This is a genomic window from Psychrobacillus sp. FSL H8-0483, from assembly GCF_038637725.1.
In the GTDB taxonomy this organism is placed as follows: domain Bacteria; phylum Bacillota; class Bacilli; order Bacillales_A; family Planococcaceae; genus Psychrobacillus.
The window spans coordinates 272,951-294,003 of record NZ_CP152052.1 but is presented as its reverse complement, the minus strand read 5'-3'; the positions used below and the strand labels follow the sequence as shown (position 1 = coordinate 294,003).

The following is a 21,053-nucleotide window of genomic DNA, read 5'->3' as shown; positions in this document are numbered from 1 at the left end:
CTTTATCTGTAAAATCAAATGGGCTTGGTTATTATATGATTCATAAATACTTCTTCAGATCATCAACAAATCATTATCAAAGCATTTCTGATGTTGTCTTACCCTGCATATGCTGAATTAAATAATCTGGTCCGCCAGCTTTTGAATCCGTTCCTGACATATTAAATCCACCAAATGGTTGGTATCCCACAATAGCACCCGTACATCCTCTATTGAAATATAGATTCCCAACATGGAAATCCTCACGTGCCTTTTCGATATTTTCTCGGTTATTAGAAATTACAGCTCCTGTTAAACCATATTCTGTGTTATTCGCAATTTCAATGGCATGATCAAAATCACGTGCTTTACAGAATGCTACAACTGGACCAAATATTTCTTCTTTCATTATACGTGCATCTTCTGCTACATCAGCAATGATTGTTGGTTGGATGAACCATCCTTTGGTGTCATCTCCCTCACCACCAGCAAGGAGTTTACCTTCTTGCTTACCAATCTCTATATAGCTCATGACTTTATCGAATGCGTTTTGGTCATTTACTGGCCCCATATAATTCGATGGATCTGCTCCATCTCCTACGGTTAATTCTTTTGTAAGTTCAATAGCACGGTTTAATACTGAATCGTATACATCTTCTACAATAACTGCACGTGAACAAGCAGAGCATTTTTGACCTGAGAAACCAAAAGCCGATAATACGATAGACTTTGCAGCCAATTCCAAATCCGCTTCTTTGTCAACAACGATGGTATCTTTACCACCCATCTCAGCAATAACACGTTTTAACCAAATTTGACCCTCACTTAGTATTGAGGCCCGTTCGAAAATGCGAAGACCTATATCTCGTGATCCAGTGAAACTAATAAAGCGAGTTTGGGGGTGGTCAACTAAATAATCTCCTACCTCAGCCCCGTTCCCAGGTACGAAATTGACAACCCCTTTAGGAAGTCCAGCTTCTTCAAGTACTTCTATAAATTTAGCTGCCACAACTGGAGTGGTACTTGCTGGCTTTAATAATACGGTATTGCCAGAAACGATAGCTGCTGTTGTCATGCCTGCCATAATAGCAAATGCAAAGTTCCAAGGCGAAATGATCACTCCAACACCAAGCGAAATATAATTAAAACTATTATGCTCGATTGGACGACTTTCTACTGGCACTCCATCTTTTAATTTCAACATCTGCCGCCCATAATATTCCATAAAATCAATAGCTTCAGCAGTATCTGCGTCTGCTTCATTCCATGGCTTCCCAGCTTCTTTTACTAAGATAGCTGAGAATTCGTGTTTACGGCGTCTTACAATTGCTGCTGAACGGAATAAAACATCAGCCCTTACTTCAGCCTTTGTTTTCTTCCATGTATTGAACGCTTTATCAGCAATTTTCATTGCCTTTTCAGCAAGCTCCTGGTTGGCTTTGGATACACGACCAACCACTTCTTCTTTATTTGACGGATTGACAGAAACAATTTTGTCTTCTGTTGAGATACGCTCCCCGCCTATGATTAAATCATAGTCTTTTCCAAGATATGATTGTACTAATTTAAGTGCCTCTTTAAATGCCTCTTTATTTTCTTCCTTAGTAAAATCTGTAAAAGGTTCGTGTTTATATGCGATTACCATGTGAATAACCTCCGAAATATATTTTTTTAGCATCTTTAATGAATTTTCTATAACCATTCTAGCTTTTTAGCTTTATTGACAGTTCATGCTAATGACAATTTCATTGAATCGGTTCTCAGTTTCCTTGGAATTTTCTAATCTAGTAAACAAGTCTATTTTTTTGATTATTAACCCCAAATCTATCATGAAAATTATTAAAAATTTAGTATCGCTTTATATTTTGTGGAATTCCCTCAAATAATTGAAGTGACATATAAACTAAAATCCACAAAAGAAACAAAATTCAGTTAAGAAACCAGTCAATTCTTATCATGACTGGTTTCTCGTTTTTATTACACACAACTATAGTGTATTTACTGAATATTACGTCTAATAGGTACCCAACACTATTAAAGGTTACCTTACAGGTACGATTAATTCATCCAGTTTACTCTTCAGTTCTTCTACTACTTGGAGTGAAGGATCTAATAATGGAACTGAAACAGAACTGACTGGCAAGCCAATCATATTTAACGCTGCTTTTAGAGGACCCGGATTTCCTTCTCTGTAGAGTGCTTTCATGAGTGGGAAAAACTTTTTATGGAGCTCTACTGCTTCATCGTATTCTTTTTGTTGAACCAAATCATAGATTTTCACCCAAACGTCTGGGATAAGGTTGGAACTGGCCGTAATAGCACCAGGTGCTCCTGTTATAAATGATGAAACCGCTCTATAATCCTCTCCGCAAAGAACTGAGATTTTATCTCCAACAGATTGGATTAATTCAATTACATCTCCCATGTTATCGGAACAAACTTTCATTCCCACTACGTTCGGAATTTTCCCAACAATTTTTTCCACCACATCATTCGTCATATTAATGCCTGTTTTATACGGAATGTTATAGAGGATAATCGGCATGTCCAAAGCTTTATCAAGGACTTCATAGTATTGAATGAAACCTTCTTTTGTCGGGCTTACATAAAACGGTGTAACGGCCATTACAGAATCGGCACCAGCTTGTTTTGCATATTTTCCTAATTCTATATTGTCTCCCAACCCAGGAGAAAGCAAACCGACTACTACCGGTACCTTGCCATTAACTTCGCTTATTGCAACATCAATCGCTATTTTTCGTTGTTCCATATTAAGTGCAGTATATTCACCTGTTCCGCCTAATACAAGTAAAGAATGAATATTATTATTTAATTGATCTTGAATTAAATTTGCAAAACTTTGTTTATCAACTAATCCATTTTCATCCATCGGGGTAACTAAAGCAGTCATAATTCCTTTATATTTCATTTTATTTAACTCCTTCTAATTGAATTTTTGAATTTTTATTTAAATATTTGGCATTTCCTAACACTTGCAGATTCACTAAGTTTCGAGATATTTGACCTTGAAGAACAATACCAACTTCTTTTGTTATTGATTCAGAGCATCTATCCTTTGCTTCCAATGTATCGCCGCCAAAATGAGGGGTGAAGATTACATTTTCTAATTTGAACAAGGGATTATCACTATTTGGAGGTTCTTGTTCCAAAACATCTAATGCGGCACCGCTTATTTTTTTATGAACTAAAGCATCTAGCAGTGCTTCTTCATTTATCAAAGAGCCCCTACCTAAGTTGATAATGAACGATGTATTTTTCATTAATTCAAATTGTTCTGCAGAAAACATGTGATAAGTACTCTTTGTAAGTGGTGCATGTAATGAGATGAAGTCGCATTGTGGAAGATATAAGTTCACATCATCTACCTTTAATACACCATGTATTTTCATTTCTGATTCTGATAAAAATGGATCAAATCCTAACACATTCATATTAAACGCTTTCGCTTTTTTAGCTAAATCCTGCCCAACTTTACCCATTCCAACAATCAAAAGAGTTTTAGCGTTTATTTCCATTGGAAAATAAACTTCTCTGTGATTCCATTCGTTATTTCTAACTTTTGAATCACTTACTCTTAAATCTCTACTCAGTGCGAGAATCGACATAATAGAGTGTTCGGCTACTGACGTATAATTGCTGAATGGAGCATTCAATACCATTACTCCATACTCTGTTGCGCTTGGCACGTCAATAGTATCTAATCCAACTCCGTGCATACCGATCACCTCTAAAGTGGGGCATTGTTCTAAAATATTTTTAGTGATTTTTTCTGTTCTAATAATAACTGCATGAGCTTTATGCTCATTTATATATTCTATAATCGTTTCTTCTAATCCATTAGGTGCTACTACTACATTGAAATTGCTAGTTAAATAATCTACTCCAATCGGACGGATAGTAGGTTCAATTAATAGGACAGTTTTGGTCATCTGACTTCTCCTTCTTAAAAAAACATATAAATATAATACTTAGTATACTAAGATACTCGAAAAATTTTTGACTACTTCCTTCAAAAGTGTGAGCCTTCGTTTTTCGTAATGATTAGATATCCTATGAAAAACGAAGGGCTAATCTAAATACATTTATAAAACTTTTGATAAAAATGCTTTTGTTCTCTCATGAGTTGGGTTTGAAAATAAATCCTGTGGGTTACCTTCCTCAATAATACATCCACCATCAATATAAATTACTCGGTCTGCCACTTCACGAGCAAAGCCCATTTCATGAGTTACGATGACCATCGTCATCCCCTCTTTTGCCAGTTGCTTCATAACTCTTAGAACTTCACCTACCATTTCAGGATCAAGTGCAGAAGTCGGTTCGTCAAATAACATGACATGAGGTTCCATAGCCAATGCTCTTGCAATGGCTACTCGCTGTTGTTGACCACCGGACAGATTAGTAGGATAAACGTCGGCTTTTTCAGATAGCCCAACTTTTTTTAATAGTTCCATCGCTTGCGTTTTGGCATCTTTTTTAGATTTCTTTTTTAATTTCATTGGGGCTAATGTGATATTTTCAATGACACTTTTTTGTGGAAAAAGATTAAATTGTTGAAAAACCATCCCCATTTTTTGACGGAGCTTATTAATATCCGTGTCTTTATCTACTATGTTTTCGTCTTCAACGATAATTTGTCCACCTGTGGGTTCTTCCAAGAGATTTAGACATCTTAAGAACGTGCTTTTTCCAGAACCAGAAGAGCCGATAATGCAAACCACTTCTTGTGGTGCAATATACGTACTAATATTTTTTAAGACTTCTAAGTTTCCAAATGACTTGGAAAGATTCTCAACTTTAATCATGTAATCACAAACCTCCGTTCCATCCTAGTTGAAATAAGAGAAACGGTATAAATGGTGATAAAGTAAAATGCACCCACTACCGTCAATATTTCAAAGGACCTGAAGTTCATTGCGTAAATTGATTGTCCAACCATTGTCAATTCCGCTATTCCTATTACGGAAAGCATAGACGTATCCTTAATGGCATGAGTCAATTGATTAACGAATGAAGGAATCATTCGACGTATTGCCTGAGGTAAAATAATTAATGCCATTGTTTGAGAATATGAAAAGCCAAGTGATCTGCCAGCTTCCATTTGCCCTTTACTAATCGATTCGATACCGCCACGAAAAATTTCTGTATTATATGCCCCAATGTTTAAACTTATTGCAATTAGTCCCGCAGTTAAAGCGGAAAGTCTTATATCCAGAACAGACGGTGCACCAAAATAGATGAATAATATTTGAATCAGTATTGGAGTCCCACGAATGAGGTTTACATACATTGCAGCAGGATACCGCAAAATGGCATACTTTGACATTCGCATAAAACAAGCGACCAAACCGATACCAAGCGATATGATTATTGATACGACAGAGATTAAAACTGTCATGTACAACCCTTGCAAGAGGTATGGCAATGCTTCTTCAATTACTTTTAGTGTTGTTCCCATAAAAACACCTCTTTTCTATAATTTAACAGTTGTAAATAGCAACGTTTATTCCAAGTCCTTATACAAGTTGTTATTCACCGAACCACTCAGCATGAATTTTATTGAATTCTCCATTTTCTTTAATGGTCTTTAATCCTGAATTTATTTTTTCTACTAATTCTGTATTTCCTTTTTTAACAGCAAAAGCATGTTCATCAACAGTCAGATGTTCTCCTACGATTCTGAATTTAACATTGTCTCCATCCACTTTTAAACGGTAGTCAACAGTTGGTGAGTTGAGCACGAGAGCATCTGAGTTCCCATTTTCTACATCCATGTAAAGGGCATCAGTTTCTTTTAGAGGCTTTGCTTCCCCACCATATTTTGCTGCCAATTCTTTTGCCTTTTCTAAAGTTGTAGAGCCCTGTGTAGCGACAATTGTTTTACCTTTCAGATCTTCTAATGATTGGATTGGACTATCTTTAGCAACAACTAATACGAGTCCGGATTTTAAGAATACGTCTGCAAAGTCTACTACTTCTTTACGTTCTTCACGTATTAGTAATGACGATGCAACATCCACTTGATTTGATTGCAATCCTGGAATAAATCCATCAAATTTCATCTCTTTATATTCAATATCAAGATTTTCTTCTTTTGCAATCGCTTCCAAAATATCATGTTCAAAACCGACCAGCTTACCCTCTTTTTTGAACATAAGTGGTGGATAATTATTTAATGCTGCAATACTAACTTTTGATGTTTCGTCTTTCTTTCCATCAGCGCTGGATTTAGAACTTTCGCCACTACATCCCATCATGATAATAGACAATAGTCCAATTAATGCAGATAACATCAACAGTTTTTTAAACTTAAACATAAAAAATCCCCCTTTTTTGTATTGTTGACAGACTTGTTGAAATCACATTCTCAGAAAATATAATATTGTTTATTTTCTGACAGATGTGAATAATTAAATAATAAATGATAGGATTAATAGTTGTCAACAAGATATAATACTAAGTATCATTTTTTAAAATTAAGATAGTATTTTTTCCATTTAGCTTTTTTCTTTAAAAACTGTCTATATCGTGTTACTTTGGAGATATTCGTATTAATAGAAAAACACCTTTATCATAGGTGTTTTTTGTCTCATTTTTAATTTAATACATTTTTTATTTTAAGTTTGAGAATGATTTTGATAATGGGAGTAATATTTCCAGTTATTTGTGTTTATATAAAAAATATTCAAATCGATTGGCGTTCTATTTTCTGTATAGGAAATCCTGGTTCCTTTTAAGACTGCTGACGAATTAGGAATTTGCAATGCACCGGAAATATAAGGATCCGCTATTACAGCTTCTATTTCGTCCTCAACTTCTATTAACTCGATACCGGCTTTTTCTTTCAGCAACTTTTGGACAGAAGAAAATGCACTATCTTCTTGATAAACCTCTATGGGCAATATGGAACGAATATAATGTTCCAGGTAAATCATAGGCTGATTATTCAAATATCTAATTCTCTTCAAATAAATCAATTCTTCATTTTCTCCTACATGTAGAAGGCTACAAAAATGGGGATCTACTACTTTTTTTAGTTCGATTGTTCTTACGGATATTTTCTCCCAATCGGTACTGTATTGATTTCGAAACCCTGACATGTTCGTCCATGTTTCTTTTGGCTGCTGATTTGCTACAAATGATCCCTTACCTTGCACCCTGTAAATAAGTCGATCATTTTCAAGCTGTTTTAATGCCTGCCTTACAGGTGTTCGACTAACATTAAACATCTTCTCTAACTCAACTTCTGAAGGCAAAATATCACCTTGTTGAAAAATACCATCGAGTATTTTCTGTTGAATCGTGTCATATATGATTTGATAAGCTGGCTTTGTTTGTAATATGATTCTTCCACCTCACTTACTTTTTAAAAATTATAATAACTCAAAGTATTAGCATTTACAACAATATATGATACTAACCATTAATGCAATCAGAAGCAGCATAAATATTAATCCTTAGTATTATAGGTAGTTGACAAGCTAATTTTAATTAAGTTAATATACTTTTACAGTCTAAGACCATCCAGAATAAAAATTCCTATCAAATTTTTAATGTTTTACAGATTTTGGGGACAGTTTTGTGTATAAGTAGATAGATTTTTAAAAAATACTTTAAATACATCACTTTTATGATTCAGATTATGGTTTTTTGAAGAACATCCAGAATAAATTCCTATCAAATTATTAATGCTAAACGGATTTTGGGGACAGTTTTGTGTATAAGTATATAGAATCTTAGAAAATACATTAAAAGCTTAACTTTTTAACTCCGATTGCGATTTTTTGAAGACCATCCAGATTAAATTCCTATTTATTTTTTAATACTAAAAGGATTTTGGGGACAGTTTGTGTATAAGTCTATAGAATCTTTGAACATCACCTTTATAACTCAGATTACGATTTTTTGAAGAACATCCAGAATAAATTCCTATCAAATTATTAATGCTAAACGGATTTTTGGGGACAGTTATGTGTATAAGTATATAGAATCTTAGAAAATACTTTAAAAGCTTAAGTTTCTAACTCCGATTGCGATTTTTTGAAGACCATCAAGATTATATTCCTATCAAATTTTTAATACTAAACGGATTTTGGGGACAGTTTTGTGTATAAGTATATAGAATTTTAGAAAATACTTTAAAAGCTTAACTTTTTAACTCAGATTGCGATTTTTTGAAGACCAACCAGATTAAATTCCTATCAAATTTTTAATGCTAAAAGGATTTTGGGGACAGTTTGTGTATAAGTCTATATCTAAATTCTGAAAAAAAAGATTCCCTCCTCTTTAAAGTAGAGTTGGGAATCTTTTTTAGGTTAATTACCAGCCATAGCTGCAGTTAGCGTATCTTCATAGTCCTCATCATCAAAGACAAGGTTATAAATTTTCCAAGTTCCGCCTTCTGTTTTCTTTAAATATGCAGTACTTGATAAATCCACTGTCACTTCAAAATTCATGTCCATTTCTGGTTCACTCACGGAAACATGAACCTTTAGATTGTCTACTTTAACTTCTGCAAAACGCTTATTTAAGGAAACAATACTGCTTGAATGCTTACCTACTTGTTCCATCTTAACGGAACCCAATGAATATTCAGGGTCATCTAGTAGAATCTGGTTATCAAGTGAATAAGCTAGATAATAACCCATTGTTGTTTCGCGATAAAGAGCTTCCAACGCTTCATGATTTTGTTGTTCAGAGTAAAGTGACAACTCTCCTGTGATGTTACGATTTACAGTTTGAATCACTGAAAGTTCGTCTTCAGCTGTTCCAGATTCTAGATGTAATGCACGGTCAATCATCAATACGGCATGGGAACGTTTAGCGAAATTATTCGGTTTGAACTCGTCTCCATAACCATTTACAATTCCGACACCTGCTGTTTTTACAACTGCTTCATAAGCGCTGCTTTTTTTAGTTACATCTTTGAAAGTTTTTCCTGTTGTTGAAAAATCCACCGTCTCATTAAATGCACGATAAATCATAGTAGCCATTTGAGCACGTGTAATCTTATCATTTGGTTTAAAGGTTCCATCTTCTTTTCCAGTAATAATCCCTCTGCTACTAGCAATTTGGACATAGTTATAATACCAAGCTGAAGAATTTACATCAGGGAACGTTTTTTTAATCTCACCACTTGTTAAATTCATAGCATTAACCAAAATTTTTGTGAATTGTGCACGGGTAATACTATTTTCTGGTTTTATAAGAATGGATGTATATTCATATACTTCTCCATCTTCTTCATAAACCTCTGTTTCTTCATATCCATCTATGATATCTGAATACAAGAAGCGTTCTAATTGTTCATAAGCCCCATGCCCATAATCTACATCATCCATGTAATATTGATCAATGGTTTTTTCTGCTGCAAAAGTAGGTGTTATAGGAAAAAGAACAAAAGTAACAAGTAAAACTAATAAAATACGAACTGTCTTCAATGGTTTGACCCCTCTCATTATCAATCTCTAATACTATGAATATATTACTCAATATATACTTAAAAGAATACAGGAATAATATGTCAATAACAAGGAAATAATGTAAGTTAATAGATAAAAAAGCGCACCTTTTTTGGTACACATTACAAATAACCGTCTAGTCCGATTTCTTTAATCGAATAGACGGCTTATTTTATTACTTACCACATGCTACCTGGATTGTTTTTGACCAGGGCATGTATTGATCTAAAATTTCAGGGTTTTATATATAGAGAAAAGAGTAAGCAGTAGAAGATGCAATTTCGGCTGCTATGTGCTTTTTTTTAGGTCACTTACTATACAATTCTTTCAAATCTTCTACAAATTTTCTTACCTCTTCTTCTTTAGTTGCCCATGATGTTACTAATCGAATCGCAGAGTGTGTAGAATCAACCTTTTCCCATACAATAAACGAGTAATTTTTTTGAAGCTCCACAATAATTTCGTTGGGTAATATCGGAAAGATTTGATTTGATGGAGAATGGGTCAAAAATGAAAATTTGGCATTGCTACATGCTTCCCCAAGAATGTTTGCCATCTTATTCGCACGCTGAGCCAATTCAAAAAACAAATCATCTTTGAACAGCTCATAGAATTGAATGCCTAACAGTCTCCCTTTTGCAAGAAGAGCCCCTTTTTGCTTCAAATGAAAACGAAAATCTTCTTTTAAAGAATCACGGCAAATGACTAATGCTTCTCCCAGTAAGGCACCGTTCTTGGTCCCACCAATATAGAAAGCATCCACAAGTGCAGGAATGTCACTTAGCTTCAAGTCATTTTCAACAGAGCACAGCGCTGACCCAAGTCTTGCCCCATCCATATATAGTATAAGATTATTTTCTTCACAAAAATCTTTTAAATTCGTCAGTTCACTCTTATTATAGATAGAGCCAATTTCTGTTGAATTTGATAGGTAAACCAATTTTGGTTTTACCATATGTTCATCTGTATGTAAGTCCAGAACTTCTTTTATTAGAGAAGGATTCAGTTTTCCATCTTTCGTTTCTACTGATATGACTTTATGTCCAGTAGCTTCAATCGCACCTGTTTCATGTGTAAGAATATGACCTGTACTTGCAGCGATTGCCGCTTCATGTGGTCGAAGAAAAGCAGAAATTGCCGTTAAATTTGTTTGGGTCCCACCCGATAGTAGGTGTATATCAACGTCCTGTCTCCCTAATTTCTCCTTCAAAAGCTCAATTGCTTTAAGAGTAAAACTATCCCCACCATAGCCTTCTTCTTGTACAAAGTTGGACTCAATTAAGGCTTGTAAAATTCTTGGATGTGCTCCTTCAGCGTAATCATTCTTGAAACTATACAAACAAATTCCTCCATTCAATAAATATCGTTATTGCTTATTAGATATCGTATCATAACAAGATGGATTAACTATATTGAATCTAGAGCCACCTCGGCATTATTAGATGAAGTCAAATGAACATTGAAAAGTACCAGGTTCTAATACAATTCGGAATTGTTTTAGAACCTGGTACTCTACACTAATCGATTGTATTGTGTTCATACATTCTAGAAGGTGAAACATAAATAAATGTTGATCTTTTCTCAAGTAATCGTAAGTTTCCAAAACACACTTCTTGTGTGTAACACGGGGAAGTACATTTCTATATAGCACTCAATTATATATTATTATAATATCACTAACTCTTCTAAATCATCATATCTGTCATGCTTTATCGCTTCTAATGCACCTATTGTATAATCAAAAGTCTCTAAACTAAAACCCTTGGTTCCTAAATTGAATCCGCGCCTGATAATCTCTTCATTTATAGATCTTGCTTCTTTAAATTAATTTATCACAATATCTAACCTATCTTTAGGTTCAGAAAGAGTTATGTTGGTCCATTTTCGATTTATTTCATGAAAATAGTTTCGAAATTTTGATGCTAATTTTAGAGTAAATACATTATGATAGAATTATCAAATATTTTTTAGGGTGAATAAAATGAAAAAATCAGTCCACGTAGTTGGAGCAATAATTGAAAATGAAAACAAAGAAATTTTCTGTGCACTAAGAGGTCCTGAAATGTCTTTGGCAAACTATTGGGAGTTTCCTGGTGGAAAAATTGAAGTTGGCGAAACACCAGAGGAAGCATTGCAACGTGAAATAAATGAGGAATTTAATTGCTCGATTACAGTTGGTGAAAAAGTGGAAGATACAACTTATGAATATGAGAAAGTCATCGTTAGATTAGAAACTTATATGGCAACATTATTAAAAGGCAAGCCCATTGCACTTGAGCATTCAGATACGAAGTGGGTAACTCGTGATAATTTACATAAACTTAATTTCGCACCAGCAGATATTCCAGCAGTTGAAAAAATCGTCAAAGAAGAATATTAGTTTGAAAAATTTGGAAGAAATGACGTGATTTAAATGGAACAACTGGTTCACAAAATGAAGAATTCTTTATATAAGAGTTTTATAGATCAGACTAATCCCGTATCAGGACATTTTAAACCAAAGCTACTATTAAATAAATCACATGAGAATGTTTTATCAACACTTCTTCAAGAAATGAAAACATGTGAAACCTTTACTTTTTCAGTTGCTTTTATTACAGAAGGTGGTTTAGCTACGTTAAAAACGATGCTCTATGACCTTCAGTTAAAAGGAATTAAAGGTCGAATTTTAACATCTACTTTTTTAAACTTTAATCAACCAAAAATGTTTAAAGAACTATTAAAACTTGAAAATGTGGAAGTCCGCTTAACTGGTGTCAAAGGATTTCACTCAAAAGGCTACATATTTGAGCATAAAGACTATTATTCATTAATCGTTGGTAGCTCTAATTTAACGGATAGTGCCTTAAAAGCTAATTACGAGTGGAATGTCTTTCTAACTTCACTAGAAGATGGTGAAATTATCCATCACTTTAAAAACCAATTTGAAGAGGCTTGGAACGAAGCTTCTCCTTTAACCACAGATTGGATTAACAATTACAATCTAAGTTACGAGCAACAACCGTTCATTAAACAAGCAGCTTCAAATGTATTTCAAGTCAACGCAGAATATTTATCAAACCCGTTAGCAGATAGCCTTGCAATTCAACCAAATAAAATGCAAACAGCTGCCCTTGAACAATTAAAAACTCTAAGAGCGACTGAGGCAAAAAAAGGTTTGATTATCTCAGCCACTGGGACTGGAAAAACCTATTTATCTGCATTTGATGTGCGTAACTTTGCCCCTAAAAAAATGCTCTTTGTCGTTCATCGTGAACAAATTTTAAAGAAAGCACTTCAAGATTACCGAAAAGTATTGGGTGGTCACGAAGATGATTTCGGCATACTCTCTGGTAACTCAAAAGACGTTCATTCTAAATATTTGTTTGCAACGGTTCAAACCCTATCTTCTAACCGACATTTGCAACAATTCGCGAAAGACGAATTTGACTATATTTTAATAGATGAAGTCCATCGTGCAGGCGCAGATTCCTATCTAAACATTATCAATTATTTTGAACCTGAATTTTTGCTTGGTATGACTGCTACGCCAGAACGTACTGATAGTTTTAATATTTTTGAACTCTTTGATTACAATATTGCTTACGAAATTCGCCTGCAAGCTGCTCTTGAAGAAGAGATGCTTTGCCCATTTCACTATTTTGGTGTGACCGATTACGAAAAAGACGGAGAAATCATTGATGATGCCTCTACCTTGCAACATCTCGTATCAAATGAACGTATTCATCATATTCTGGAAAAAACAAATTACTATGGTTATTCTGGAAAACACATTCGAGGATTAATGTTCTGTAGTTCAAAACAAGAAGCATATGAACTTTCTGCAGCCTTAAACGCACGTGGACTAAAAACTATTGCTCTTACAGGGGATAATTCTCAGCCAGAACGAGAAGATGCCATTAGTAAATTAGAACATTACGAACTCGAGTATATTTTAACAGTGGATATTTTTAATGAGGGAATCGATATTCCATTTTTAAATCAAATTGTGATGCTGCGCCAAACACAATCAAGCATTATATTCATCCAACAACTTGGGCGTGGCCTACGAAAACACGATACAAAAGATTACGTAACGATTATCGACTTTATCGGAAACTATAAAAATAACTATTTAATCCCAATCGCTCTCTCTGGCGACCAGTCTATGAATAAAGATAACGTACGCCGGAAAACTGTAAACACAGATTACATCCAAGGGGTTTCAACAATTAACTTTGAGGAAATTGCAAAGAAACGTATTTTTGATGCCATTAACAATACTAATCTCTCAACATTAAAAACATTGAAAGATGCCTACACCGAAGTGAAAAATCGCCTTGGCAGAATACCAACGATGCATGATTTCATCGAACAAAGTTCACTCGATCCCGAAGTCATTACCGGCTACTCAGAAAATTACTATGCATTTCTTTTGAAAATGAAAGAAGAAGTTGCTACACTCTCAGACTATGAATTGTCCGTTTTAACAATGTTATCAAAAGAAATTCTAAACGGTAAAAGAATCCATGAAGTTCTATTGGTAGAGGCTCTACTTCGAAATGATCTAATTGGAAAAGATGAGTATATTGTAAAATTAATAGAGTTTGGCACATATGTGGATAAGGAAACAATTGAATCAGTTGAAAATATATTTGCATTAAAATTCCATGTTACAAATGATCAGAACAAATTCGGCTCTAAGCCAATCATAGAATTGCATAACGGAAGCTATCGATTTAATGAAGAAATTCAAACAAGTTTACGCGATCCATTCTACAAAGCCTTTTTTGAAGATATTGTCGCTTGTGCACGTATTAAAAACAAACAATATGATCCAAAACGTCAACTTACTCTTTATAAAAAATATTCACGAAGAGATGCTTGCCGTCTATTGAATTGGGCAAAGGACGATTCCTCCACAATATATGGCTATCGAGTAAAGCATGGCACTTGTCCAATTTTCGTAACCTATCATAAAAAGGACGAAGTAGACTCAAGTGTAAATTATGGCGATGAATTTTTATCTGCAGATATATTTCGTTGGTTCACACGAAGTAAATTAACACTAGAGTCAAATGAAGTAAAAGCAATATTAGCCGCAGAACAAACAGGACTAGACATTCACCTATTCACAAAAAAAGACGACGGCGAAGGATTTGACTTCTACTACATGGGAACAACTTCTATCACAGAAAACAGCCCCAAAGAAGAAAAAATGTTCGACAAAAATGGCAAACAAATCCCCGTAGTAACAATGAACATGATACTAGAACAACCAGTACAATATGATATTTATCATTATTTGGTGGAAGAATAACATACTTAAAATCCCTTAACAATGTTTATGGAGTATCTAAACAAGCTATTATGCTTGCAGATACTCTATTTTCATTTCAATAAAAGGTTTGAATCTTTTTAAACTTCATCTTTTTTCAACCAAACCTCGTAAAAATCACCTTTTCCATTTTTATATCCAAAAGAGTTTGTCATAATTGGTTCGGCTAATACTTCCATACATATTCGGGAATAGACTCTCCTTGGATTTCATTGCGAATAATCCCCACATAGTTTCCATCAATATCGATCATTATGGCATCTGCTAGGAGCACCTACTACAACAATCCTGAAAAATCACTCAAAAGCTTATGAGAAAAGATTGAGAAAATGGGTAGTAGGTCTTACATGGAGTGTAGACATGGAATCCATCCAATCAGTTCTTATAGAAAAACTATTGAGACAAACCGACATAAATAAAAACGCGTCATCGATTTCTCGATGAAGAGTTCTTTATTATCACCCACATTTCAGATGAAGATCCCTTAAAATGAAAGTTGTTGTGTCGCATATGAAGCTACTAAAGAAGGCAAGGTCATTCCGTGAATTAATAATCCTTCTTTATTAAATACAATTAATTCAAATTCATCATTTTCCATGTTTTTTCTAACTTCACCAGTGGCACAGAAAATAACAGAATCATTCTCTTCCGAAAAACGTTGAATATATGGAAACATATTAATGTAAGTTGGAGCTGAAGCAAAAAAAGCTTCTTCAAATTTCACATTCATATACGTATCGTTTTTGAAGATCCTTACGATTACATTTCTCGCTGAATATTCTACACTTTGTATTCTACCTATCAGCATTCTAGCTTGACCCAAGTCGCTTTTCTTTAATGTGTCTACATCTCTTTTGTACAATCTCGCTTTTAATTTTGGAAAGTCCTCCGTTAACTTACTAGGATCAAGAATCATATGAATAGTGAGTTGTTCTGAAGTCCTTCTTCCCCTTGTTAGTTTCCTTTTATTTTTGTGGCGACTTTTATTTTCTAATCGTTTTACTCTTTCTTCTTCACTCAACACTTCCAATTCAAACGCTTCTTTTTGCGATCTATTCATTTGGTCACCATAAACCACACCAATTTGCACATTTGTTCTCCTGCTACCCATTTCCCCTTCTTCTTTATCCAAAAAATGTGGACAATGTTTGGAATGTAAGTTATACCTCCAAGTTCTTAGATAGCTTCTATTCCCAGACTTTGCGACAAATGATAACTTCGCATTGCATCCCTCTGTAGAGCAAAATAATTTCCTTCTATATTTTTCTGTATATCCCTTCGGAGTAATATTCTTTAAGTCGAGAACAATTTTTTGACCATTATTTACATAAATTGAATCAAAGATTTTAACCAATTTCCCCACCCCTTGGATCAAAATTAGATTAAAGACAATTTACTGGCCTACTATAAATTAATTATTCGACATTCAATTGGAAATTCCTCTCATAATCAAAAGGTAATTCCAAACTAACAGACTTGTTAGATTAAAAGCATTTTTTGAGCAATCACTATTATAAAAACAATAATTTCCCTCATTAAAATCTCGTCCCTGTGCCAGAAACAAATGATCGTCTTCTTTAAAAGCAAGAAGCTTTTAATCTAATTCCGCCGCCTTTTGTATAAAATATTTAAATAATTCTAAATAATCTCTTTACTTTATCCAGTTTAATGGATTTAATAGAATTGTACGTTAAAAGAATTTATAGGGGGTAGAGAGATGAGAAATAGTTTTAAAAAAGTATATCTATTAGTCTCAGTTCTAATGGTAGTTATGTTAGCTGCATGTAGTGAGGATGATACGAATACATCAAGTGCAAAATCTGGAGGTCCTGTTTCAGCAAAAATAGGCGTTATATCATATATGACCGGCCCTGGGGCAGCATACGGGGAAGCCATCACAAATGGATTTAACTTAGCCTTAGATGAGATTAATGAAAAAGGCGATGTGAAGATAGAGCTTGTTATTGAAGATTCTGCTGGAAAACAAGACCAAGCATTGACTGTTGCTCAAAAACTGATGAGTAGAGATGATATTGTAGGTTTACTTGGACCAACTTTAAGTACTGAAATGAATGTTGTTGGACCAGAAGCAGACATAAACGGAATTCCTATCATGGGAACTTCTACAACCGCTGCAGGCATTCCACAGATTGGTGAGTATGTTTTTAGGAATTCGATACCTGAATCTCTAGCAATACCTGCTGCTTTAGAAAAAGCAGTGAATAAATATGGGGCAAAAAAGGTTGCAATTCTATACGGAAATGACGATTTGTTTACACAGTCGGGATTTGACACGATGAAAGCGGAAGCAGAAAAAATGGGCCTAGACATTGTAACAATTGAAACTTTCCAAAAAGGGCAATCGGATTATAATGCACAACTAACAAAAATCAAGGATCTTCAACCAGATTTGATCTTAGCTTCAGCTCTTTACAATGAAGGTGCCGTTATTATGGATCAAGCAAGAAAAATGGGAATTGATTTACCTTTTGTAGGAGGAAATGGATTTAACTCTCCACAAGTTATAGAAATAGCTGGAGAAGCATCAGAAGGCTTAATAGTTGCAACTCCTTGGTTTGGTGAAAAGGATGATTCAAAAGTGCAAGATTTTGTTAAAAAGTATGAAACTGCATATGGTCATAAACCAGATCAATTTGCTGCACAAGCGTATGATGCACTTTATATTATGGCTGAGGGCTTGAAGAACGCTGGAGAAGCTGATAGAGACGCACTTCGTGATGCTCTTGCTGAGATAAAGGACTTAGACGGTATACTTGGGAAATTTTCATTTGATGAAGATGGCGATGTCATCATGGAACCAACAGTACTCATTATTAAGGATGGGGCATTCCAACTATTTGAGTAAGTAGGTTTGCACTTAACCATTTTGTACAAATACAGGTAGGGGTAACTTGCCCTTACCTAATTTGAAAGGGTGAGATTTCTTGCTATTAGAACAAATAATCAATGGAATAACACTTGGAAGCATTTATGCCATTGTTGCCCTAGGTTTTACTCTTGTATTTGGTGTACTTGGCATTATTAATATGGCACATGGCGAGATTTTTATGATTGGGGCTTTTATTGGGGTACTAATAACAAGTGTGTTGGGATTGCCACTGTGGATTGCGTTCATTGCTGCAATTGGAGTCACAGTTATTTTAGGTTATATGCTTGAGCGTATTGCATTACGCCCTCTTCGCGGTAAACAAGGTGTTTCACATCTTGCTCCTTTAATAAGTACGATCGGAGTTTCTATTTTATTGGAGAATCTCTCCCATCATATATTTGGGGCTGGTAACCATCCCTTCCGTCATTCTTTTGCACAGATTCAGTTTCAAGTTGGTTCCATAACCGTTTATCTTGTACAAATTTTAATATTTGTCATATCAATTACATTAATGGTTGTACTCTCCTATTGGCTTTCCAAAACGAAAGCAGGGAAAGCCCTTCGTGCTACAGCAGAAAATTTAGAAACGGCAAGTCTGCTTGGTGTGAATACAAAACGAACGATAACAACAACAGTAATTATTGCTTCTGCACTGGGTGGGATAGCTGGTATTTTAGTAGGAATGGCATTTAACTCCGTTAACCCCCAAATGGGATTATCAATGGGACTAAAGGGTTTAGCAATTATTATTTTAGGTGGAATGGGGAATGTCAAAGGAGCAATGGCAGGAGGATTACTTCTTGGTCTTGCTGAAACGATGATTGTTGCCTATGGTGACTCCGGATATCGTGATGCGGTTGCCTTTATAACAATCATATTCATTCTTCTCTTACGACCACAGGGAATTTTCGGTAAGAATACCGCTGAGGCAGGAAGGTGATGATGGGATGTTAGGAGATATGATAAATCCATATCATTTACAAATAGTCTCTTTTATTCTTATTAATATAATTCTAGGAATAAGTATTTACATAACCCTTTCCTCAGGTCAACTATCTTTAGGAAATGCTGGTTTTATGGGAATCGGGGCTTATACTTCCGCCTTATTAACAATTAACTTTGATCTTCCAATTTTCCTAGGCATCATCTTAGGTGCAGTTGTGGCAGGTGTATTTGGGATTCTAATTGGTATTCCTGCACTTAGACTATCTGGAGTCTATTTGGCCATTGCTACCTTAGGTTTTGGTGAAGTTATTCGGGTAATCTTTGTTAATTGGGAATCTATTACACAGGGTTCCATAGGTCTATCTGGTATTCCACATCTAGGAAGAGAACTATTTAAGACCTTTAAGCTTACAGGATTCGATCCAGACATGCTCGGGTTAAAGAACAATCAATTTATTTATTTACTAGTCGTGTTGATCTTATTATTAGTGAACATTTTACTCGTATGGTTCTTTATTAGACAAAATAAATCACGTGTTGGAAGAGCTTTTGCAGCCATTAAAATGGATGAAAAAGCTGCAGAGTCCATGGGTATAAATATTACCTATTATAAAGTTCTGTCCTTTACGCAAGGAGCCATTTTGGCTGGCTTTGCTGGTGCCTTGTATGCCCATGTAATGGCTTATATCAGTCCTGCTGACTTTGCTTATCACCGCGCAATAGATATCCTAATCTTCTCCATATTTGGCGGTAGTGAATTAATCTGGGGTGCGATATTCGGAGCAACATTTATGACCATTTTACCTGAGGCTTTACGATTTATAAGTGATTACCGTTATATGATTTATGGTGTAATCCTTATTGCTATGATGGCATTCCGTCCTCAAGGAATTATAGATGTGTCTCTTCTAAAGTGGTTCAAAAAGAATTTAAAGTTAAAAAGGGGGGTCAGCCATGGTATTGGAACTAAAAAATATAACTAAGAACTTTGGCGGGATCTCCGCTTTAACAGATGTATCCTTCAAAATTAATGAGGGTGAAATATTCGGTTTAATCGGACCTAATGGAGCTGGAAAAACGACCTTATTTAATGTGATTACGAACATGTTCTCCCCTACTTCTGGAGAAATCAGCTTTCTTGGTGAAAAAATATCGGGCCTTAAACCACATAAAATTACCGATAAAGGAATTTGTCGTACATTCCAGAACATCCGACTTTTTTCGCAAATGTCGGTACTAGAAAATGTTTTAGTTGGAGGCCATTGCCGCAGTAAATCAGGTGTGATCAACAGTGTTTTGAGAACTAAATCGCAACGTAAAGAAGAAACTAATTCACTTGAAGCCGCATTAGAACTATTAGAACTAGTAGGCTTATCTAAATTTCAAGACTCTAGTGCCGAAAATTTAGCATACGGACAACAAAGAAGACTTGAAATTGCTAGAGCTTTGGCTAGTAACCCGAAACTGTTACTGTTAGATGAGCCGGCAGCTGGAATGAATGAAACCGAAACAGAAAGCCTATTTGATTTAATAAAAAAAGTGCAAAAAAGAGGCGTCACCGTGCTATTAATCGAACACGATATGCCCTTTGTTATGAAACTATGTGATAGGATTACCGTTTTGAATTTTGGGAAGAAACTTGCAGAAGGAACACCAGCAGAAATCCAAAACAACCAAGAAGTTATTGAGGCATACCTCGGTGCAGAGGAGGACGATGAAATTGCTTAAAGTAACGGGCATTGAAACTTTTTACGGGAAAATTCAGGCTCTTAAAAGAGTAAGCCTTGAAGTGGAACAAGGTCAGGTCGTAACTCTTCTTGGTGCAAACGGTGCAGGAAAAACAACGACGATGAAAACTATCTCTGGATTATTGAAACCAAAGCATGGAACAGTTGAATTCTTAGGGGAAAATATTACTGGACTTAGACCCGATCAGCTTCTAAGAAAAGGAATTGCTCTTGTACCTGAAGGTAGAGCAATATTATCCAGTATGACCGTTATGGAAAATCTAGAAATGGGTGCCTACCATCGAAATGATAAAGAGATAAAAAGAGATATTGAAGAAGTAATGTCCCAATTTCCTATTTTAAAAGAACGAAAAGAACAACTTGGAGGTACACTTTCAGGCGGACAACAACAAATGCTTGCTATAGCTAGAGCTTTACTTTCCAAGCCGAAATTATTACTACTAGATGAACCTTCTATGGGATTAGCTCCATTAATTGTAGCTGATATCTTTAAAATGATTCGAGAAATAAAAGAGAATGGAACGACAGTCCTTCTGGTAGAACAAAATGCAAAGCAAGCTCTAAAAGTTGCTGATTATGGTTACGTGATGGAAACCGGGAAAGTAATTATCAATGGTGAGGCTAAAAGTTTACTAGAAGATTCAAGAATCGTAGAAGCTTATCTTGGCAAAAGATCAAGTTAATGTGACGAA

At 35.0% G+C, this 21,053-nt stretch carries 17 protein-coding genes; 7 read left to right on the top strand and 10 right to left on the bottom strand.

Going from position 1 to position 21,053, the window contains the following annotated elements; translation table 11 throughout:
- Window positions 1-76: 76 nt before the first annotated feature.
- The 9 genes from pruA to MHB48_RS01425 all read right to left on the bottom strand — a co-directional run bounded on the left by pruA (window position 77) and on the right by MHB48_RS01425 (window position 10,800).
- Window positions 77-1,624, bottom strand: a complete 1,548-nt coding sequence (gene pruA / locus MHB48_RS01465) for an L-glutamate gamma-semialdehyde dehydrogenase (RefSeq protein ID WP_342599824.1) — start codon at window positions 1,622-1,624, stop codon at window positions 77-79.
- Window positions 1,625-2,020: 396 nt separating this feature from the next.
- Window positions 2,021-2,908, bottom strand: a complete 888-nt coding sequence (dapA, locus tag MHB48_RS01460) for a 4-hydroxy-tetrahydrodipicolinate synthase (protein WP_342599823.1) — start codon at window positions 2,906-2,908, stop codon at window positions 2,021-2,023.
- Window position 2,909: 1 nt separating this feature from the next.
- Window positions 2,910-3,929, bottom strand: a complete 1,020-nt coding sequence (locus MHB48_RS01455) for a hydroxyacid dehydrogenase (protein WP_342599822.1) — start codon at window positions 3,927-3,929, stop codon at window positions 2,910-2,912.
- A gap of 153 nt (window positions 3,930-4,082) precedes the next feature.
- Entirely contained in the window at window positions 4,083-4,805 is a 723-nt protein-coding gene (locus tag MHB48_RS01450) for an amino acid ABC transporter ATP-binding protein (RefSeq protein WP_053591404.1), read from the bottom strand.
- Window positions 4,802-5,458 (bottom strand): amino acid ABC transporter permease, encoded by a 657-nt coding sequence (locus MHB48_RS01445; RefSeq protein WP_342599821.1) that lies wholly within the window; start codon window positions 5,456-5,458, stop codon window positions 4,802-4,804. Before MHB48_RS01445 ends, MHB48_RS01450 begins: the two co-directional genes overlap by 4 nt.
- A gap of 70 nt (window positions 5,459-5,528) precedes the next feature.
- Window positions 5,529-6,317, bottom strand: coding sequence for a transporter substrate-binding domain-containing protein (locus MHB48_RS01440; protein ID WP_342599820.1), 789 nt, complete (start codon window positions 6,315-6,317; stop codon window positions 5,529-5,531).
- Between the two features lie 300 nt (window positions 6,318-6,617).
- On the bottom strand, window positions 6,618-7,313 hold the full coding sequence (locus tag MHB48_RS01435) for a GntR family transcriptional regulator (RefSeq protein ID WP_342601278.1): 696 nt from the start codon (window positions 7,311-7,313) through the stop codon (window positions 6,618-6,620).
- Window positions 7,314-8,315: 1,002 nt separating this feature from the next.
- Window positions 8,316-9,440, bottom strand: a complete 1,125-nt coding sequence (locus MHB48_RS01430) for an S-layer homology domain-containing protein (RefSeq protein WP_342599819.1) — start codon at window positions 9,438-9,440, stop codon at window positions 8,316-8,318.
- Between the two features lie 328 nt (window positions 9,441-9,768).
- Complete coding sequence (locus tag MHB48_RS01425) at window positions 9,769-10,800, bottom strand: aminotransferase class I/II-fold pyridoxal phosphate-dependent enzyme (protein ID WP_342599818.1); 1,032 nt, start codon at window positions 10,798-10,800, stop codon at window positions 9,769-9,771.
- Between the two features lie 642 nt (window positions 10,801-11,442).
- Between MHB48_RS01425 and mutT the strand changes: the two genes are divergently transcribed.
- Complete coding sequence (mutT, locus tag MHB48_RS01420; RefSeq protein WP_342599817.1) at window positions 11,443-11,841, top strand: 8-oxo-dGTP diphosphatase MutT; 399 nt, start codon at window positions 11,443-11,445, stop codon at window positions 11,839-11,841.
- Between the two features lie 33 nt (window positions 11,842-11,874).
- Window positions 11,875-14,760: a DEAD/DEAH box helicase gene (locus MHB48_RS01415; protein ID WP_342599816.1), complete on the top strand. Its 2,886-nt coding sequence runs from the start codon at window positions 11,875-11,877 to the stop codon at window positions 14,758-14,760.
- Between the two features lie 502 nt (window positions 14,761-15,262).
- On the opposite strand, the gene MHB48_RS01410 is transcribed toward MHB48_RS01415, so the two are convergent.
- Window positions 15,263-16,132 carry a hypothetical protein gene (locus MHB48_RS01410; protein ID WP_342599815.1) on the bottom strand — a complete coding sequence of 290 codons (870 nt, stop codon included), beginning with the start codon at window positions 16,130-16,132 and terminating at the stop codon, window positions 15,263-15,265.
- 363 nt (window positions 16,133-16,495) lie between these two features.
- Between MHB48_RS01410 and MHB48_RS01405 the strand changes: the two genes are divergently transcribed.
- The 5 genes from MHB48_RS01405 to MHB48_RS01385 all read left to right on the top strand — a co-directional run bounded on the left by MHB48_RS01405 (window position 16,496) and on the right by MHB48_RS01385 (window position 21,044).
- Window positions 16,496-17,644: an ABC transporter substrate-binding protein gene (locus MHB48_RS01405; RefSeq protein WP_342599814.1), complete on the top strand. Its 1,149-nt coding sequence runs from the start codon at window positions 16,496-16,498 to the stop codon at window positions 17,642-17,644.
- A 79-nt stretch (window positions 17,645-17,723) separates the two neighbouring features.
- On the top strand, window positions 17,724-18,608 hold the full coding sequence (locus MHB48_RS01400) for a branched-chain amino acid ABC transporter permease (RefSeq protein WP_342599813.1): 885 nt from the start codon (window positions 17,724-17,726) through the stop codon (window positions 18,606-18,608).
- 7 nt (window positions 18,609-18,615) lie between these two features.
- Window positions 18,616-19,596 carry a branched-chain amino acid ABC transporter permease gene (locus MHB48_RS01395; protein ID WP_342599812.1) on the top strand — a complete coding sequence of 327 codons (981 nt, stop codon included), beginning with the start codon at window positions 18,616-18,618 and terminating at the stop codon, window positions 19,594-19,596.
- Window positions 19,568-20,341: an ABC transporter ATP-binding protein gene (locus MHB48_RS01390; RefSeq protein WP_342599811.1), complete on the top strand. Its 774-nt coding sequence runs from the start codon at window positions 19,568-19,570 to the stop codon at window positions 20,339-20,341. The genes MHB48_RS01395 and MHB48_RS01390 overlap by 29 nt, the downstream gene beginning before the upstream one ends.
- Window positions 20,334-21,044, top strand: a complete 711-nt coding sequence (locus tag MHB48_RS01385; RefSeq protein WP_340917119.1) for an ABC transporter ATP-binding protein — start codon at window positions 20,334-20,336, stop codon at window positions 21,042-21,044. The genes MHB48_RS01390 and MHB48_RS01385 overlap by 8 nt, the downstream gene beginning before the upstream one ends.
- Window positions 21,045-21,053 lie beyond the last annotated feature (9 nt).

Coding starts and splice junctions, on each gene's coding strand:
- MHB48_RS01450 (WP_053591404.1), bottom strand. CDS start 4,805: ATGATTAAAGTTGAGAATCTTTCCAAGTCATTTGGAAACTTAGAAGTC.
- MHB48_RS01440 (WP_342599820.1), bottom strand. CDS start 6,317: ATGTTTAAGTTTAAAAAACTGTTGATGTTATCTGCATTAATTGGACTA.
- pruA (WP_342599824.1), bottom strand. CDS start 1,624: ATGGTAATCGCATATAAACACGAACCTTTTACAGATTTTACTAAGGAA.
- MHB48_RS01415 (WP_342599816.1), top strand. CDS start 11,875: ATGGAACAACTGGTTCACAAAATGAAGAATTCTTTATATAAGAGTTTT.
- MHB48_RS01455 (WP_342599822.1), bottom strand. CDS start 3,929: ATGACCAAAACTGTCCTATTAATTGAACCTACTATCCGTCCGATTGGA.
- MHB48_RS01405 (WP_342599814.1), top strand. CDS start 16,496: ATGAGAAATAGTTTTAAAAAAGTATATCTATTAGTCTCAGTTCTAATG.
- MHB48_RS01390 (WP_342599811.1), top strand. CDS start 19,568: ATGGTATTGGAACTAAAAAATATAACTAAGAACTTTGGCGGGATCTCC.
- dapA (WP_342599823.1), bottom strand. CDS start 2,908: ATGAAATATAAAGGAATTATGACTGCTTTAGTTACCCCGATGGATGAA.
- MHB48_RS01395 (WP_342599812.1), top strand. CDS start 18,616: ATGTTAGGAGATATGATAAATCCATATCATTTACAAATAGTCTCTTTT.
- MHB48_RS01445 (WP_342599821.1), bottom strand. CDS start 5,458: ATGGGAACAACACTAAAAGTAATTGAAGAAGCATTGCCATACCTCTTG.
- mutT (WP_342599817.1), top strand. CDS start 11,443: ATGAAAAAATCAGTCCACGTAGTTGGAGCAATAATTGAAAATGAAAAC.